General features: G+C 68.7%; 15 protein-coding genes and 1 tRNA gene. 8 read left to right on the forward strand and 8 right to left on the reverse strand.

Annotated elements, in window-relative coordinates; translation table 11 throughout:
• Nucleotides 1-6 precede the first annotated feature (6 nt).
• Entirely contained in the window at nt 7-750 is a 744-nt protein-coding gene (locus IAI54_RS07355; protein WP_187971723.1) for an alanyl-tRNA editing protein, read from the reverse strand.
• Complete coding sequence (locus tag IAI54_RS07360; RefSeq protein ID WP_187971724.1) at nt 750-1,787, reverse strand: cysteine synthase A; 1,038 nt, start codon at nt 1,785-1,787, stop codon at nt 750-752. Before IAI54_RS07360 ends, IAI54_RS07355 begins: the two co-directional genes overlap by 1 nt.
• 272 nt (nt 1,788-2,059) lie before the next feature.
• On the opposite strand from IAI54_RS07360, the gene IAI54_RS07365 reads away from it, so the two are divergent.
• Nucleotides 2,060-2,707 (forward strand): ChrR family anti-sigma-E factor, encoded by a 648-nt coding sequence (locus IAI54_RS07365; protein ID WP_187971725.1) that lies wholly within the window; start codon nt 2,060-2,062, stop codon nt 2,705-2,707.
• Between the two features lie 54 nt (nt 2,708-2,761).
• A complete protein-coding gene (locus IAI54_RS07370; protein ID WP_187971726.1) occupies nt 2,762-3,562 on the forward strand; it encodes an SDR family NAD(P)-dependent oxidoreductase in 801 nt (266 codons plus the stop codon).
• Here the strand turns inward: IAI54_RS07370 and IAI54_RS07375 are convergent.
• A complete protein-coding gene (locus tag IAI54_RS07375; RefSeq protein WP_187971727.1) occupies nt 3,552-4,877 on the reverse strand; it encodes an MFS transporter in 1,326 nt (441 codons plus the stop codon). The two genes, IAI54_RS07370 and IAI54_RS07375, sit on opposite strands and share 11 nt — an antisense overlap.
• 188 nt (nt 4,878-5,065) lie before the next feature.
• Between IAI54_RS07375 and IAI54_RS07380 the strand changes: the two genes are divergently transcribed.
• The gene (locus IAI54_RS07380) at nt 5,066-6,034 is read left to right on the forward strand and encodes an alpha/beta hydrolase (protein WP_187973067.1); all 969 of its coding nucleotides are present in this window, start codon (nt 5,066-5,068) and stop codon (nt 6,032-6,034) included.
• Between the two features lie 46 nt (nt 6,035-6,080).
• Here IAI54_RS07380 and IAI54_RS07385 read toward each other — a convergent pair whose 3' ends face one another.
• Together IAI54_RS07385 and IAI54_RS07390 are read right to left on the reverse strand one after the other, a co-directional pair.
• Complete coding sequence (locus tag IAI54_RS07385) at nt 6,081-6,902, reverse strand: universal stress protein (RefSeq protein WP_187971728.1); 822 nt, start codon at nt 6,900-6,902, stop codon at nt 6,081-6,083.
• Between the two features lie 96 nt (nt 6,903-6,998).
• Nucleotides 6,999-7,748, reverse strand: coding sequence for a competence/damage-inducible protein A (locus IAI54_RS07390; protein ID WP_187971729.1), 750 nt, complete (start codon nt 7,746-7,748; stop codon nt 6,999-7,001).
• 197 nt (nt 7,749-7,945) lie between these two features.
• Between IAI54_RS07390 and wrbA the strand changes: the two genes are divergently transcribed.
• The 3 genes from wrbA to IAI54_RS07405 all read left to right on the forward strand — a co-directional run bounded on the left by wrbA (nt 7,946) and on the right by IAI54_RS07405 (nt 9,932).
• Complete coding sequence (wrbA, locus tag IAI54_RS07395; protein WP_187971730.1) at nt 7,946-8,545, forward strand: NAD(P)H:quinone oxidoreductase; 600 nt, start codon at nt 7,946-7,948, stop codon at nt 8,543-8,545.
• A gap of 229 nt (nt 8,546-8,774) precedes the next feature.
• Entirely contained in the window at nt 8,775-9,734 is a 960-nt protein-coding gene (locus tag IAI54_RS07400; RefSeq protein ID WP_187971731.1) for an alpha/beta fold hydrolase, read from the forward strand.
• A gap of 113 nt (nt 9,735-9,847) precedes the next feature.
• Nucleotides 9,848-9,932 (forward strand) — tRNA-Leu (locus IAI54_RS07405).
• Between the two features lie 115 nt (nt 9,933-10,047).
• Here IAI54_RS07405 and IAI54_RS07410 read toward each other — a convergent pair.
• Entirely contained in the window at nt 10,048-10,950 is a 903-nt protein-coding gene (locus IAI54_RS07410; RefSeq protein WP_187971732.1) for a GGDEF domain-containing protein, read from the reverse strand.
• 384 nt (nt 10,951-11,334) lie between these two features.
• Between IAI54_RS07410 and IAI54_RS07415 the strand changes: the two genes are divergently transcribed.
• Nucleotides 11,335-11,676: a hypothetical protein gene (locus IAI54_RS07415; protein WP_187971733.1), complete on the forward strand. Its 342-nt coding sequence runs from the start codon at nt 11,335-11,337 to the stop codon at nt 11,674-11,676.
• Nucleotides 11,677-11,760: 84 nt separating this feature from the next.
• The gene (gene ade / locus IAI54_RS07420) at nt 11,761-13,575 is read left to right on the forward strand and encodes an adenine deaminase (RefSeq protein WP_187971734.1); all 1,815 of its coding nucleotides are present in this window, start codon (nt 11,761-11,763) and stop codon (nt 13,573-13,575) included.
• A 13-nt stretch (nt 13,576-13,588) separates the two neighbouring features.
• Here the strand turns inward: ade and IAI54_RS07425 are convergent, their stop codons facing one another.
• On the reverse strand, nt 13,589-15,046 hold the full coding sequence (locus tag IAI54_RS07425; RefSeq protein WP_187971735.1) for a TrkH family potassium uptake protein: 1,458 nt from the start codon (nt 15,044-15,046) through the stop codon (nt 13,589-13,591).
• Nucleotides 15,047-15,179: 133 nt separating this feature from the next.
• Nucleotides 15,180-16,637, reverse strand: a complete 1,458-nt coding sequence (locus IAI54_RS07430; protein WP_187971736.1) for a TrkH family potassium uptake protein — start codon at nt 16,635-16,637, stop codon at nt 15,180-15,182.
• Nucleotides 16,638-16,699 lie beyond the last annotated feature (62 nt).

A 16,699-nucleotide genomic window follows, 5' to 3' on the forward strand; every position in this document is an offset into this window, starting at 1 on the left:
CAGCGCTCATGCCGCCGGAAGCGGCCCGAACCTGATCCTGAAGCGGCGGTTCTCTCGCCCCTTCTTCTCGATCTTGGCGATGTGGATCGCGCCGACTTCCTGCGTCTCCGAGACATGGGTGCCGCCGCAGGGCTGGCTGTCGACCGACGAGTCCTCGCCGATGCAGACGAGGCGGATGCGGCCGGCACCCGTGGGCGGGCGAACGTTCTTCGACTTCACGAGGCCGGGATTGGCGGCGAGTTCCTCGGCGCTGATCCAGCGGTTGAAGATCGGATGGTTCGCGTCGACGAGGTCCATCATCGCCTGCGTGATGCCCTCGCGGGTCACGCCCGCGTCGGGAATGTCGAGATCGACGCGCGATTCCTCCTCGCCGACCGAGGCGCCGGTGATCGGAAAGGGACAGACGACGCTGAGCAGGTGGCAGGCCGTGTGCATGCGCATCAGCCTGTAGCGGCGGTCCCAGTCGATGTGGAGCACGAGAATCTCGCCGACCGAGGGTACCGGCTGGTCGGGCGCAGGGACATGGATGATCTCCTCCTTCGTCTCGCCGGTCACGGTGCCGGCGATGACGATCCGCGAGCCGTCGGCGCGCTCGAAGAAGCCCGTGTCGCCGGGCTGGCCGCCGGAGGTGGCATAGAAGTTGGTCCGGTCCAGGACGATGCCGCCGCGCTCGTCGACGGCCACGACCGTCCCCTCGGCGGTGGACAGATACGCGTCCTCGCGAAACAGGATCTCGGTGGAGTGGCCCATCAGGCGTCGACCTTCTCGTAGGGGACCGGAATGTCGACCGCCTTCTCCATCCATCCGGGCACAGGCAGGTTCTTGCCCCGCAGGAAGGCGGGGTTGAAGAGCTTGGACTGGTAGCGGGTGCCGTAGTCGCACAGGATGGTCACGATGGTGTGGCCCGGACCCATCTCCTTCGCCAGGCGGATCGCGCCGGCGATGTTGATGCCTGACGAGCCGCCGAGGCAGAGCCCCTCTTCCTGCACGAGGTCGAAGACGATCGGCAGCGCCTCCTCGTCCGGCACCTGGAAGGAGAAGTCGGGCGTGAAGCCGTCCAGATTGGCGGTGATGCGGCCCTGGCCGATGCCCTCGGTGATCGACGAGCCCTCCGACTTCAGCACGCCGTCGGTGTAGAAGGAATGCAGCGCCGCGCCGAGCGGATCGGCGAGCGCGATCTTCACGTCCCGGCCCCTGCCCTGCAGGCCCATGGCGGTGCCGGCTAGCGTTCCGCCGGTGCCGACCGCCGAGACGAAGCCGTCGACCTTGCCGTCGGTCTGGCGCCAGATCTCCTGCGCCGTCGTCTCGATGTGGCCCTCGCGGTTGGCGGTGTTGTCGAACTGGTTGGCCCAGATCGCGCCGTTCGGCTCGGTGCGGGCAAGCTCTTCGGCCAGCCGGCCCGACAGCTTCACGTAGTTGTTGGGGTTCTTGTAGGGCACGGCCGGAACCTCGATCAGTTCGGCCCCGAGCAGCCGGAGAGCGTCCTTCTTCTCCTGGCTCTGCGTGTCGGGAATGACGATGACGGTCCGGTAGCCGAGCGCCTTGGCGACGACGGTCAGGCCGATGCCGGTGTTGCCCGCCGTGCCCTCGACGATCACGCCCCCCGGCCGCAGCAGGCCCTTCTTCTCGGCGTCGCGGATGATGAACAGGCCGGCACGATCCTTCACCGACTGGCCGGGGTTCATGAATTCGGCCTTGCCGAGAATCTCGCAGCCGGTTTCCTCCGACGCGCGCCGCAGGCGGATCAGTGGCGTGTTTCCGATCGCCTCGATGACGGAACGATACATGGGGTGTCTTCCTTCCTGTCGGGTTCGCGTCCAGAATTCCGAGCTTTGGGCCGTCCGCGGATTTGTTTTCTGGTCTACGAAGCACGACAGGCGCTTTCAAGAAGGGATTTTTCGCCGAGCCGGGGATCGACGCGATATTCGTCCGGCGGTCCGCCGGAGCGGGAAAAACCTTCGATGATCCAGTCGCGCGCCGCGGTCGTATGTGGCGCAAGGACGAAAAACCGAATAGATTGCAGAGCAGAAGGGCGATGGCACAACAGAGACGAGGCGAGATGACATCGGACGCCACCGACACGATCGACACGCTGATCGCGCGCTACGTCGCGGGCAACCTGCCCACGCCCGCGCGCGTGCTCGTCGCCTCGCACCTGGAGCTGAAGCCGCGCAGCCGTGCGCTGGCGCGCGGCCTCGAGGTCATGGCGGGCGAGGAGCTCGAGCATGAACAGCCAAGGCCGCTGTCCGATCGCGCCAGCCGGCTCGCGGCCATCCTCGACAGCGATGCTCCCGCTCCGATCGTGCTGCCGCAGCAGCCCCGCAATGCGGTGTTTCCGCGCGCCCTGCGCGATTTCGTCGGTTTCGACGCCGACGAGACCCCCTGGCGCACCAAGATGCCCGGCTTCCGCGAGCACGAGCTCGGCGACATCGAAGGTTTTCACGTCTCCCTGTTCTGGATCAGGCCGGGTCGCCGGATCCCCACCCACACGCATGGCGGCGTTGAACTCTCGCTGGTTCTGGACGGCGCCTTCACCGACGTCCATGGCCGCTACGGCCGCGGCGACATCTCCATCGCCGACGAGACCGTGGAGCATCGTCCGACGGCCGAGATGGATCGCCCGTGCATCGGCATGGCGATCACCGACGCGCCGCTGAGGCTGACGGGCTCCATCCCCCGCCGCCTGATGGACATCATCGGCGGCTGACGGCGCGCCGGGTCGGCCCGGCGCCCCCTTTCTCCCTTCGACGGAGCACGAAGCATGACGCTCTACCGCGCCAAGCCGTCTGACGGTATTGCCTGGATCACGGGAGCGAGCACCGGGATCGGCCGGGCACTGGCGCTCGAGCTCGTTCGGCGCGGCTGGGTCGTGGCGGCGACCGCGCGCGGCGAGGACAAGCTCGCCTCCCTCGCCGGCGAGGCAGCCGCACGCGGCGGCCGCGTGGTGCCGTTTCCGTGCGACGTCACCGACCAGACGCGCATGGCGGCCACCGTGGCGGCGATCGAAGCGGAGCTCGGTCCCATCGCGCTCGCCGTGTTCAATGCCGGCAACTACTTCCCCACCAAGGGCGAGCGGCTGTCGGTCGACAACTTCGTCAAGACCTACGAGATCAACCTTTTCGGCGTGGTCAACGGCCTCGTGCCGGCGGTCGACGCGATGAAGCCACGCGGCTTCGGCCAGGTGGCCATCGTCGGCTCGGTGTCCGGCTATGGCGGGCTGCCGCTCGCCTCGGCCTACGGCGCATCGAAGGCGGCCGTGAACAACATGGCGCAGGCGCTGAAGTTCGACTTCGACAAGATGAACATCCGCATCCAGGTCATCAATCCCGGCTTCGTCGACACCCCGCTGACCGAGAAGAACACCTTTCCGATGCCCGGGCTGATGAAGGTCGAGGACGCGACGCGCCGGCTGGCCGACGGTCTGGCGAACGGCGGCTTCGAGGTCTGCTTCCCGCGCCGGCTGGCCTGGACGCTGAAGCTCGTGAACCTCCTGCCGCACGCGCTCTATTTCCCGCTGATGAAGCGGGCGATGGGCTGGGACAAGCGGCCCCTCAGGCCCTGAGCGCGGACGAGCGCTCCTCGATCGTCCGCCGCAGCGAAGCCTGCTCGAGCCGGTCCAGCGGAAAACCCCACATCAGAGCGATCGCTGCCAGCTTGAGCGCGACCGGCGGCCAGACGTAGAGCGCCACCAGTGCGCCGATCGATGCCTCGTCGTTCGCCGCGCCCGCCGCCGCATTGAAGCCGGCGAGACCCAGCAGCGGAAAGACCATGCCGACGCCTGCCGCCAGCGAAAGCTTGGTGGCGAGGCTCCAGGCGGCGAAATAGGCGCCCGAGCGCTGCTCTCCCGAGGTCGCCGTATCGACGTCGATCACGTCGGCCTGGATCGCCGGCGGCAGCGACAGGTCGAAGCCGAGCAGCAGGCCGGTCGCCACGCAGATCGCCGCGAACCCCGCCACGTCGCCGGTGCCGAGCAGCGGCACGAGCGAGAAGATCGCGCAGTTCGCGAGCATGGCGACGCACCAGGCGCGATGCTTGCTCGTCCGCCGCGCCGCCCAGAGCGCCAGCGGCACGCCGCCGATGCCCGCGAGGAAATAGAGGAAGAGCAGCGGCCCGCGCATGTCGGGCTCGCCGATGCGGGCGGCGACGAAATAGAGGAAAAGTGTCGCCGGGATGCCGTTGGCCAGTCCGTTGAGGAAATAGGCCGCGATGAGGCGGCGGAACGGGGCGTTGCCCGCCATCCGGGCGAGACCGGCCCCGAGCGGGATGCTCGACACGGTGTGGTCGACCGGTTCGGGGACGAGGCGCACGGCGAGCGCACCGAAGAGGGCGAGGCCGGCCGCGACCGACAATCCGAGCACCGCCAGTCCCCCCAGCCCGCCGGCCTGCCCGAAGCCGATCGCGAAGGGCAGCGCGATGGCGATCAGTGTGCCGGCGAGCGTGAGACTCTCGCGCATGCCGGCAATTCGCGCCCGCTCGGCATAGTCGCCGGCGAGTTCGGCACCCCAGGCGGTATAGGACAGCATCGCGCCGGTGAAGCCGAGCGACAGGACCATCCCCCAGCCGGCGAGGTGGACGACCCCGGCGTCGGCCGACGGCCAGAACAGCATCAGCGCCGCCAGTCCGCACACGGGCAGCGACAGCGCGAAGACGGCGCGCCGGCGCCCCATCGCCGGCCGCCAGCGGTCGGCGAGCCAGCCGACCAGCGGGTCGTTCACCGCGTCGAAGATGCGCACGACGAGCAGGGCTGCGCCGACCGCACCGAGCGAAAGTCCAAGCGTTTCCGTGTAATAGGTCGGGACGATGATGTAGAGCGGCAGGGTGAGCGCGGCGAGCGGGACGGCCGGGAGGGCATAGAAGAGAAGCAGGCGGATGGGCATGGCGGTTCCGGCGCATGTGGACGTGCCTGACCTGTACGCAGGACAGTGCGGATCGGTTGCGCCGACGGCGGCAGGCCTCTGGGCCGTGCGGCCCGCCGCCGCCGATCGGCCGTTTGCCCGTTCCAACGCGGCAGCCGAGGCGCTAAGGCAGACGCAGAGGGACGAGGACCGAATCCGTGCGGCGCATGATGCTTTTCCTGGGACTGGCGGCGGTGCTGATCGCCGCCGCTGCAATCGTCTGGTACACGGGGCCGCGCGTCGCCCGCGACACGACCCTCACCTTCGATCCTGCGACGATCGGAACGGATCTCGACACCTGGCTCGCCGAACGGGAGGCTCGCGTTCCGGGCATCCGGCCGGGACTGGAGAAGGAGATCGTCTGGGCCTTCCCCGCCTCCAAGGCGCGGACGCCGCTGGCTATCGTCTACGTCCACGGCTTCTCCGCCTCCAAGCAGGAGATCCGGCCGCTGCCCGACCAGGTCGCCGAGGCGCTCGGCGCCAACCTGTTCTACACGCGCCTGACAGGCCACGGACAGGACGGCGCGGCGATGGCGACCGCCACCGTGAATGCCTGGGTCAACGATTTCGCCGAAGCGATCGCCGTCGGCGAGCGGCTGGGCGAAAGGGTGGTGGTCGTCGCCACGTCCACCGGCGCTTCCATCGCCAGCTGGGCGGCCACCGAACCCGGCTTCGCCGAGCGGATGGCCGGCGTGGTGCTGGTGTCGCCCAACTACGGCGTCCAGGCCGGCGGGGCGGGCCTGCTCGCCGGCCCGTGGGGCCTGCAGATCGCGCGCCTGGTGGCCGGCGACGAGCGCAGCTTCGAGCCCGCCAACGAAAGCCAGGGCCGGTTCTGGACGACGCGCTATCCGATCGAGGCAGTGATGCCGATGAGCGCCGTGGTGGCGATGGCCGCCGAGGCGCCGGTGGAACGCGCCGCGGTGCCGGCGCTGTTCGTGTTCTCGGATGCCGACGCGGTGGTTCGTCCGGATCTGACGCGGGCGGTCGCTGCGCGCTGGGGCGCGCCGCATGCGCTGGTCGCCGTGGAGGACTCCGGAGATACGTCGAACCACGTCATCGCCGGCGACGCGCTGTCGCCCGGCACCACCGACCGCCTCGCCGCAGCGGTCACCGAATGGATCCATGCCCTGCCGCAGTGACCACGACGACCGCCGCCGACCCTCGCAGCGGCGGTCCGCCCTTTCCTCAGCGCGCCATCAGCGTCAGGCAGGGCGGGTTCTCGATGATGGAACGCGTCGTGCCGCCGAAGATCATCTCGCGCAGCCGCGAATGGCTGAAGGCGCCGAGGACCAGAAGGTCGGCGTTCTTGCCGCGCACGGTCCGCTCCATCACCTGCGCACGTGACCAGTCTCCCGAGGTCGCCGCCTCGACCGCGACCCGGACGCCATGGCGCGCCAGGGCGGCCGCTATATCCGCGCCGGGAAGCGGTACGCCCTCGCCCGCGATGGGATCGATGGTGAGCAGCGTCGTCTCCTCGGCCGCGACCAGGAAGGGAAGCGCGTCGAAGGCGGCGCGGGCAGCTTCGCGCGAGCCGTTCCAGGCCACGACCGCGCGCTTCACCTCGGCCCGGATGGGCCGCTCCCTGGGGAGCAGCAGCACCGGCCGCCCGGCACCCTGGATCAGGGTATCGATGTCGGGCGAGCCTCCCTCCCCGCCCGACCCGGTCACGACGACGTCGCCGCAGCGCGCGCTTTCCAGCGCCGACAGCGCGCTGTCGCCCGAGAAACTGCGCAGCGGTCGCCACTCGAAGGACAGGTCGGTCGCGGCCATCCGTGCAGAAAACAGGTCGCCGAGCCGCTTCTCGCGGGCGCGGTTGATGTCCTCGCTGGCGCCGATCAGCGTGGCATCCGGAAAGCCCATCGGCGAAGCGATCGGCATCGGCAGGGCCTCGGCATGCACGCCGACGAGCACCGCGCCGAAACGCGTTGCGAGCGCCACGGCGGCATCGAGCGCGGCCGGCGCTCCGGCCTCGTCCTGCAGCACGGCGACGATGGTCTTGTAGGTCATGGGACCGCTCCTCTCCCGAATGGACGGCGGGAGACTAGCACAGCCGGAGCGAACGGTGCTGCGCTTTCGCTGCGGTCCGCGCGGTCCGCGGATGCCTCAGCCCGGATGCGCGGCCTGCGCCTTTCCGGCGACCATGGCTTCGACGGCGGCGACGGCCGGCGCGAGTGCCGCCTCCGAGCGGGCGCGCACGACGAGCTCGGTCCAGAACCTGCCGTCGAGATATTTCGGATAGGAACCGATGATCGTGTCGGGATGCGCCTTCTGGATGGCGCCCAGCGCATCGCCGATCGTGCCTTCGCCAAAGGGACACTGGACGGTGGCGGAGATCAGCTTCGTGCCGGTCTTCAGCGTCGGCACGACGTTGTCGAGCATGGCCTGGAAGATCGACGGCACGCCCGCCATGACGTGCACGTTGCCGATGCGGAAGCCCGGCGCCATCGAGATCGGGTTGTCGATGTGGTCGGCGCCCCGCGGCATCCGCGCCATCCGCTTGCGCGCTTCGGTGAACTCCATCTCGCGGGCCGCGTAATGTGCCTCGAGCATGGCATAGGCGCGCGCGTCGTAGCCGCAGGGAACGCCGAAGGCCTTCGAGACCGAATCGGCGGTGATGTCGTCATGCGTCGGACCGATGCCCCCGGTGGTGAAGACGTAGGTGTATCGCGCGCGAACCGCGTTGATGGCCGCCACGATCTCGTCCTCCTCGTCGGGGACGATCCGGACTTCCTTCAGGTCGATGCCGATCGCCGTCATGATGTCGGCGAGGTGGCCGATGTTCCTGTCCTTGGTCCGGCCGGAGAGGATTTCGTCGCCGATGACGACCATGGCGGCAGTGACGATTTCTGGCATCGGGGCTCTCCGGCAAACGTGAAATCGACATAGCGCCCGGCCGGGTCCGCAGCAATGGCGTTGTATCGGTGAACGAACCGTGCTGCGATCCGGCTGTTCCGTAGACGATGACTGCGCCCTAGATTGAGAGGAGACCGGGATGAGGCTGCAACCGACGGATGCGGGGAGCCCGGCAGGCGAAACCGAAGGAGACAGACATGGCGAAGGTACTCGTCCTCTATTATTCGAGCTGGGGCCACATGGAAGCGATGGCGAAGGCCGCCGCCGAGGGTGCGGCGGAAGCCGGCGCGACCGTGACCGTGAAGCGCGTTCCCGAACTCGTTCCCGAGGAGGTCGCCAAGGCCGCCTACTACAAGCTCGACCAGGAGGCGCCGATCGCCGATCCGCTGGAGCTCGAGAACTATGACGCCATCATCTTCGGCATCTCGACGCGCTATGGCGCGATGTCCTCGCAGATGAAGAACTTCATCGACCAGACCGGTCCGCTCTGGGCCAAGGGCGCGCTGATCAACAAGGTCGCCTCGGTCATGGTGTCGACCGCCACGCAGCATGGCGGCGCCGAGTTCGCCATCATCTCCACCCAGGTCTCGCTGCAGCACCACGGCATGATCATCGTGCCGCTCTCCTATGCCTACCAGGGCCAGTCCGGCAACGACGTCGTCCGCGGCGGCGCGCCCTACGGCATGACCACGACGTCGAACACCGACGGCTCGCGCATGCCCTCCGAGCAGGAGATCGAAGGCGCGAAGTTCCAGGGCAAGCGCGTCGCGGAGATCGCGGCGAAGCTGCACGGCTGAGTCCGCGGCGCGGCTTCGCTCGCCGCGCTGCCGTGCGGCCGCGTCGCGCTGCACGGCCCGGCCGGAGCGCGTCCCTCCATCACGCATCGCCGGCGGGGCGGCCTTCGGGTCGCCCCGCTTCGCATGGCACGGCGGGCAGGCCCATTGATCTCCGCCGCGCGGCGGGGCAGACCTTCGTCTGCCGACGCCCTCCGGGCGACACGGCCCCAACGAAACGGGAGACCCGCCGATGGCCGTGCTGATCTGGATCGTCGCCCTCGCGCTTCTCGTACCCGCCGGCTGGCTCGGCTGGAACGCGCTCGTCACCCGCCGCCTCGCCGCCGACGCCGAGCGGCGCATTCCGCGGGTCGGCAGGACGATCGGGGTCGGCGGCGATACGATCCATTACGTCGACCAGGGATCCGGCCGGCCGATCCTCTTCGTGCATGGTCTCGGCGGCCAGCTGCACCATTTCCGCCAGACGCTGTTCCCCGCCATGGGCGACGGCTTCCGCCTCGTGGCGATGGATCGCCCGGGGTCGGGCTATTCCACCCGCGTGTCGAGCGGCGCGCGTCTGCCGGAGCAGGCCGAAGCGATCGCGCGCTTCATCGACGCGGTCGGACTGGAGAAGCCGCTGCTCGTCGGCCATTCGCTGGGCGGCGCCATCGCGCTGCGCGTCGCGCTCGACCACCCCGAGAAGATTTCAGGCCTGGCGCTGATCTCCCCCCTCACCCACCACGTGCCGGCGGCGCCGAAGGAGTTCGGCGGCCTCTACATCCGTTCGCCGCTGATGCGGCGCATCGTCGCCTCGACGCTTGCCGTGCCCGCCGGGCTGAAGACGGCGCAGCAGACGCTCGACTTCGTCTTCGGTCCGCAGCCGGTGCCGGAAGACTATGCGATCGGCGGCGGCGGCTATCTCGGCCTGCGCCCCAGCCATTTCTACGCCACCTCCTCCGACATCGTGGCGGTCGAACAGGACCTGCCCGCCCAGATGGAGCGCTATGGCGAGATCGCGATGCCCGTCGGCATCCTCTTCGGCAGCCGCGACCGCGTGCTGCACCACACCCGCCACGGCCTGGCGATGGAGGGCAAGGTGGAGGGCATCGACATCGAGATCCTCGAAGGCATCGGCCACATGCCGCAATTCGTCGAAGCCGGAAAAGTCGCCGGCTTCGTGAAGCGCATGGCGGCCAAGGCGTTCGGCGGCTGAGGCGCGCCCCCGCGGCCGATCCGGACGCGCCGGGCACGACCCGCCGCGCCCATCGCCTGCACGCGTTTCGCCGCTTGATCCGGCTCCGTCGACCCGCTACCCCTGAACCGGCTGCCCCCTTGGCGGAACAGGTAGACGCAAGGGACTTAAAATCCCTCGGCTTCGGCCATGCCGGTTCGATCCCGGCAGGGGGCACCATCGACCGTCGTCAAGTCCGCTCTTTGTCCCGTCATCATGAGCGGCTTTGATACCGCTCAGGTTCGATAGCCCCTGCCGCGCGCATGCGGACGCTCTTTCGCATCCCTCGGCTCGATCAGTCCTGCCCGATCCCCACCGGTCCTGCATGCTCGAGGCCCGTCTCCGCATCGTCGTCCAGCGCGGGCGCGTGAATGCGTCGGCGGTCGCGCGGTTCGGCGGACCGCTCGATCCGGTTGCGGCCGGCCCGCTTGGCCCGGTACATCGCGCCGTCGGCGCGGGCGAGATCGGCGGCGATGTCGTCGGTGCGGCCGGCGACGCCGGCCGAGAAGCTCACGATGCGGTCGCGCAGGACCGGTGCGGCCGCGAGTGCTGAGCGGGCCTGCTCGATCAGCCGCACCGCCTCCTCGGGTGTGGCGGCGGGCAGGAGGATGCCGAACTCCTCGCCGCCCAGCCGCGCCGCGCAGCCGGACTCTCCCACGGCGTCGCGCAGGATGCCGGCGACTGCCCTCAGCACGTCGTCGCCCGCCTGATGGCCGTGGGTGTCGTTGATCGCCTTGAACTTATCGACGTCGACGATGGCGACGCTGCCGCCGGGAGAACGCTCAGCCCTTTCGAGGAAGGCGCGCCGGTTGGCGAGGCCGGTGAGGCCATCGGTGCGCGCCTGGCGTTCCGTCTCCCGCAGCAGGTGATCGGCGGTCTCGATGGCCCAGGCGGCGGAGCGCGCAAGCGCGCCGATCTCGTCCGGCGCGACATGCTCGATCGGCACGATCTCGCGCCGATCGGCGAAGCTTTCGAGCGCATGGGAGATGCGCAGGACGGGCGCCATCTCGCGCCGCAGCAGCAAAAGGGTCCCGGCGGTCGCGACCAGGGTGGCCGCCAGCACCGCGCCGAGGGCGATCCAGTCGACGTGCTCGTCGGTCATCAGCCACAGCACGAGGATGCCGATCAGCGGCGTGTGGATGCCGACGAAGCAGGTGAGCATGATCCTGACGAGAAATCTTCCGCGGATGAGGTTCAAGACGATCCCTTTCGTTTCGAAACGCTGCCGCCCCGGCCGCCGCCCGGCGGGAGCCTGCATCGCAGGAAGCCGTGAAGGACTTCTAAATTAGTGATATACAATATTTCTCCGCGCCGGGCGGACCGGGACGGAACAACCGCCGGCTCCGGCCGTTCGTCTCCCCGAGGATGGCCGGGCCGCGACAACCGGGCTCGGCGGCAAGGACGTACAGGGCTGATTTTCCCGGTTTCTGGCCCTGGGCAGCGAAACGCCACGCGCACGTCTGTCCCGCCCGGCCCGGCCATCCCTTCGCTTCGACGTCGCCTCGATCGTGTGCCGCAGGTTACGGAACGAAGGCACGCCCCCGGCGTTTCCCGTGCATTCAACGCAATGACGGGGACTCCCATGGCCTTTTCCTTCAGCCGCACGCGCGACGACGCGATCGACGATCTCGAGCGCCAGATGACGGCGCTCAGGCGCGAACTGTCGGGGCTGCGGCGCACCGCCGCCGCGCAGGGCTCGCATCTCTATGGCGAAGTCGCCGAGCGCGGCGCACATGCCTATGACGACGTCGCCGACATCGTCTCGGATCTCGTCGCACGCCTGTCGAAGCGCCGCCCGAGCCGCCGCGACATCGAACGCCAGGCCCGCATGGCCGGCGCGGTCGTCAGCGACCACCCCAAGACCGTCGCGCTCGTCGGCCTCGCTGCGCTCGGCCTGGCGGCCGTTCTCCTGATGCGGCGCTGAGCGCGTTCCACGGGATTCGTGCGCTCTCAACTGGTCAAAGCGCCCCGGTCTTGGCATGGTCGGCCCAAGACCGGAGACCCGACCATGACCGCCACGCCATCCCCTTTCCGCAAGCCGAAGACCTGGACGGAGGCGGCACCCGCACTCGTCGACGTCGCGATGGGCCGGCGCCCCGCCGATCTCGTCGTGCGCGATGGGCGCTGGGTCAACGTCCATTCGGGCGAGATCATCCCCGGAACGGATATCGCCGTCGTCGAGGGCCGGTTCGCCTATTGCGGACCGGATGCCGGCCACTGCATCGGCGGCAACACCGTCGTGGTGGAGGCCGGCGGCCGCTATCTCGTCCCCGGCCTCTGCGATGCGCACATGCATGTCGAGAGCGGCATGGTGACGGTGACCGAGTTCTGCCGCGCGGTCATCCCGCACGGCACCACCGCGATGTTCATCGATCCGCACGAGATCGCCAACGTGCTGGGACTGGAGGGCGTGCGGCTGATGCATGACGAGGCCCTCGAGATGCCGGTCAGCGTGCACGTGCAGATGCCGTCCTGCGTCCCCTCCGCGCCGGGGCTCGAGACCCCCGGGGCGCTGATCGGCCCGGCCGAGGTGGCCGAGGCGATGGGCTGGGAGAACATCGTCGGGCTCGGCGAGGTGATGAATTTCCCCGGCGTCGCAGCCAACGACGCCAAGATGCGCGGCGAGATCGACGCCACCGTCGCCGCCGGCAAGACCGTCGGCGGACACTATGCCTCGCCCGACCTCGGCCTGCCCTTCCACGGCTACGTCGCCGGCGGACCGGAGGACGATCACGAGGGCACGCGCGTCGAGGACGCCGTGGCCCGCGTGCGGCAGGGCATGAAGGCGATGCTCCGGCTCGGCTCGGCCTGGTACGACGTCGCCACCCAGATCAAGGCGGTGACGGAGCGCGGGCTCGATCCGCGCAACTTCATCCTGTGCACCGACGACAGCCATTCCGGCACGCTGGTCAACGAGGGCCACATGAACCGCGTCGTGCGCCACGCGATCGCGCAGGGGCTGAAGCCGGTGACCGCGATCCAGATGGCCACCATCAACCCGGCCCAGCATTTCCGGCTGGAGCGGGAACTGGGGTCGATCGCGCCGGGGCGGCTCGCCGACTTCCTGATCGTGTCGGATCTGGCCGCGCTCGAAATCGACGAGGTCTGGGCGCGCGGCGTGCGTCTCGCCACCGGCGGGCGCCTGGAGGCCGACATCCCGGCCCGCGACTACCCGGCGAGTGCCCGGCAGACCGTGCGGCTGGGCAAGGTGCTCGCGGCACGGGATTTCGACATCGCGGCGCCGGCCGGAGCCAACGAGGTCCGCGCGCGCGTCATCGGCGTCATCGAGAACCAGGCGCCGACGCGGGCGCTGGAGGCCGATCTGGCGGTCGAGGACGGGCTGGTGGCGATGGACCGCACCGCCGACGTCTGCCAGATCGCGCTGGTCGAGCGGCACCGCGGAACCGGCGCGGTGGTCAACGGCTTCGTCTCGGGCTTCGGCTATCTGGAGGACTGCGCGATCGCCTCGACGGTGGCCCATGACTCCCACCACATGATCGTCGTGGGCACCAGCAAGGCCGACATGGCGGCGGCGGCCAACCGGCTGGGCGAAGTGGGCGGCGGCGTCGTGATCTTCTCCAAGGGCAAGGAACTCGCCATCGTCGAGATGCCGATTGCCGGGCTGATGTCGGACGAACGGGCCGAGATCGTCGCCGCAAAGGCCGAGAAGCTGACGGCGGCGATGCGCGCCATGGGCTGCTCGCTCAACAACGCCTACATGCAGCATTCCCTGCTGGCGCTGGTGGTGATCCCCGAACTGCGGATCTCCGACCAGGGCCTGATCGACGTGCGAACGTTCGAGAAGGTTGATCTGTTCGTCTGAGCGCGGTCACGGCTCAGCGGCGCCAGAAGAACGGCGTGAAGATGACGAGCACGGTCAGGATCTCCATCCGGCCAAGCAGCATGGCCAGCGACAGGATCCATTTCGCCGAGTCGGGGAGCGGCGCGAAGTTTCCGGCCGGCCCGATCACGTCGCCGAGGCCGGGACCCACATTGGTCATGGCGGTCAGAACACCTGTCATCGACGTCACGAAGTCCAGGCCCGTTCCGGCCAGCAGCACCGTTCCTGCACCCCAGATGACGAAGAACGAGGCGATGAACAGCACGACGGCGCGCTGCATGGCATCGTCGACCGGCCGGTCGCCGTAACGAACCGTGTGGACGGAATTGGGGTAGACCAGCCGGCGCAGGCCGTTGGCCATCAGGGCGAACAGGATGATGAAGCGGTAGGCCTTGATGCCGCCGGCCGTCGAGCCCGAACAGCCGCCGAGGAACGTCGCGATGAAGGCGCAGGCCACGACGAAAGGTCCCCAGGTCGAGTAGTCCTGGCTGGCGAAACCGGTCGTCGTGATGATTGAAACGAAATTGAACGTGGAGTGCGTGAACGCGCTGAGGAACGGCCGCCCGGTGTTCACCGTCACGTAGATCGCCGTCGCCAGCGCGAAGAACAGCACGTAGAGCGCGAAGACACGGATCTGTGGGTCGCGGGCGGCGTCGATCCGGCCGCGGAAGGCGAGCAGCGCCAGGATCGAGAACGGCAAGGCGCCGACGAACATGAAGAAGGAAGAGACCCACAGGAGCGGCAGGTTCTCGCCCCAGAAGCCGAACGAAGCGTCATGGGTTGAGAAGCCGCCGGTCGCCAGCGTCGCCATGGCATGGTTGATCGCGTCGAAGCCCGACATGCCGGCCGCCGCATAGGACAGGGCGCAGGCGAAGGTCAGCGAAGAATAGATGCCGAGAATGCTCAGGAGGAAGATCGACAGCCGCTCGAAGGGCCGATCCTCGATGTCGGAGGATTCGAGCTTGAAGTAGGACACGCCGCCGATGTTCAGATAGGGCAGGATGAGCAGGCCGAGCACGATGACGCCCATCCCGCCGATCCAGTTGAGCAGCGAGCGCCACAGCAGGATCCCGGGCGGCAGCGAGTCGAGTCCGACGATGACGGTCGAGCCGGTGGTGGTGAGCGCCGAGGTCGATTCGAAGATCGCGTCGGCGATGGTCAGATCGATCGATGAGGCGATTAGCGGCACCGCGCCGACGACCACCGTGGTCGCCCACAGGAGATTGACGATCAGGAAGCCGAAGCGTGGGGTCGCTACGACCCTCGGGCCCTGTGTGGCGAGCGCGGTGGCTAGCGACAGTCCGCCCGTGAAGAAGGCCGAGAGTGCGAACACCTGCCAGTCGGCGTTGCCGTGGTAGAAGTCGAAGAAGGCCGGGAACAGCATTGCCAGCGACAGGTAGATGGCGAAGATCGCGGCGATGTGGATGGCGGCGCGGACGGACTGGCTGTTCAAGGAGTGTTACCCGGTTCGCCCGGCGGCGGGGCTCGGCTTCGGCCGCTCGGGTCCCGTCCGGCGCGGCGCTGCATTTAGCCGACCCCGGGTCCGCGCGCAATCCTGCGCGACCTTCCTCGCAAAGACTGCCAGTTCAGCGGCGCCAGAACACCGGCGTGAAGATCACCAGAACGGCCAGAATCTCCAGGCGGCCGAACAACATGGCCAGTGCCATCACCCACTTGGCGAAGTCGGGCACCAGAGCGAAGCTGCCCTTCGGGCCGATGAAGTCGCCGAGACCGGGGCCGACATTCGTCAGCGCGGTCAGCGCGCCGGTCAGTGCCGTCACCAGATCGAGCCCGGTGGCGGCCAGCAGCAGGGTCGCGATTGCCCAGAGCACGAAGAACGAAGCGATGAACAGCACCACGGCGCGCTGCATGTCGTCGTCGACCGGCCGGTCGCCATAGCGCACGGGCTGCACCGAACTCGGATAGACCAGCCTGCGCAGGCCGTTGGCCATCAGTTCGAACAGGATGATGAAGCGGTAGGCCTTGATGCCGCCGGTGGTCGACCCCGAGCATCCGCCGGGAAAGGTGGCGATGAAGGCGAGCGCGACCGCGAAGGGTCCCCAGGCCGAGTAGTCGTGGGTGGCAAAGCCCGTGGTGGTGATCAGCGAGACGAAGTTGAAGGTCGCGTGCGTCAGCGCGTCGAAGAAGGCCATCTCGGTCTCGATGCGCAGGTAGATGGTGGTCACGGCGCAGAAGGCGAAGGTGTAGCCCAGGAAGGCGCGCAGTTGCGGATCGCGCAGCGCATCGATGCGGCCGCGCACGGCGAGCAGGATCAGGATCGAGAACGGCAGCGCGCCGATGCACATGAACACGATCGCGATCCACAGGATCGCCGGCGTGTCGACGTAGTGGCCGAAGGAATCGTCGTGGGTCGAGAAGCCGGCCGTGGCGATGGTCGTCATCGCATGGTTGATCGCGTCGAAGCCGGACATGCCGGCCGCGGCATAGGCGATGGCGCAGGTGAGCGTGAGCAGGCCGTAGATCGCGACCATGCTGATCGTGAAGGTCGACAGCCGCGCGAAGGGCCGATCCTCGATGTCGGTCGACTCGATCTTGAAGTAGGAGACGCCGCCCACGTTCAGGAACGGCAGGATGAAGAGCCCGAGCGCGATGACGCCGAGGCCGCCCATCCACTGCAGCAGCGACCGCCACAGGAGCATCCCCGGCGGCAGCGAATCCAGCCCGACGATGGCCGTCGCCCCCGTCGTGGTGATGGCCGAGACCGATTCGAAGACGGCATCGGAGACGGTCATGTCGAGCGACGAGGCCAGGAACGGGATCGTGCCGGTCGCCGCCGTCGTCAGCCACAGCAGGTTGACCAGCAGGAAGGCGAAGCGGGAGGAGACGCCGGGCGGCCGGCCCTGCGTGGCCAGCGCCACGGCCAGCGCCAGACCGCCGGTGAAGAAGGCCGACAGCGCGAAGATGCGCCAGTCGCTGTTGCCGTAGTAGAGGTCGACGAAGGCCGGGATCAGCATCGCGAGCGACATGTAGACGGCGAAGATCGCGGAGATGTGGATCGCGGCGCGAAGCGAAAATGTCTGCACGATCCTCCGCCCCGGCTCTTCGACCCCGACGCGGGAGCCAAGGCCGCCCGGCCCGTCCCGCG

This window comes from Aquibium microcysteis (assembly GCF_014495845.1).
GTDB classification, from domain to species: Bacteria; Pseudomonadota; Alphaproteobacteria; order Rhizobiales; family Rhizobiaceae; genus Aquibium; species Aquibium microcysteis.

Bases quoted from the DNA above. Each gene is read 5' to 3' on its own strand.
- IAI54_RS07355 (WP_187971723.1), bottom strand. From the start codon at position 750: ATGGGCCACTCCACCGAGATCCTGTTTCGCGAGGACGCGTATCTGTCC.
- IAI54_RS07360 (WP_187971724.1), bottom strand. From the start codon at position 1,787: ATGTATCGTTCCGTCATCGAGGCGATCGGAAACACGCCACTGATCCGC.
- IAI54_RS07365 (WP_187971725.1), top strand. From the start codon at position 2,060: ATGACATCGGACGCCACCGACACGATCGACACGCTGATCGCGCGCTAC.
- IAI54_RS07370 (WP_187971726.1), top strand. From the start codon at position 2,762: ATGACGCTCTACCGCGCCAAGCCGTCTGACGGTATTGCCTGGATCACG.
- IAI54_RS07375 (WP_187971727.1), bottom strand. From the start codon at position 4,877: ATGCCCATCCGCCTGCTTCTCTTCTATGCCCTCCCGGCCGTCCCGCTC.
- IAI54_RS07380 (WP_187973067.1), top strand. From the start codon at position 5,066: ATGCTTTTCCTGGGACTGGCGGCGGTGCTGATCGCCGCCGCTGCAATC.
- IAI54_RS07385 (WP_187971728.1), bottom strand. From the start codon at position 6,902: ATGACCTACAAGACCATCGTCGCCGTGCTGCAGGACGAGGCCGGAGCG.
- IAI54_RS07390 (WP_187971729.1), bottom strand. From the start codon at position 7,748: ATGCCAGAAATCGTCACTGCCGCCATGGTCGTCATCGGCGACGAAATC.
- wrbA (WP_187971730.1), top strand. From the start codon at position 7,946: ATGGCGAAGGTACTCGTCCTCTATTATTCGAGCTGGGGCCACATGGAA.
- IAI54_RS07400 (WP_187971731.1), top strand. From the start codon at position 8,775: ATGGCCGTGCTGATCTGGATCGTCGCCCTCGCGCTTCTCGTACCCGCC.
- IAI54_RS07415 (WP_187971733.1), top strand. From the start codon at position 11,335: ATGGCCTTTTCCTTCAGCCGCACGCGCGACGACGCGATCGACGATCTC.
- ade (WP_187971734.1), top strand. From the start codon at position 11,761: ATGACCGCCACGCCATCCCCTTTCCGCAAGCCGAAGACCTGGACGGAG.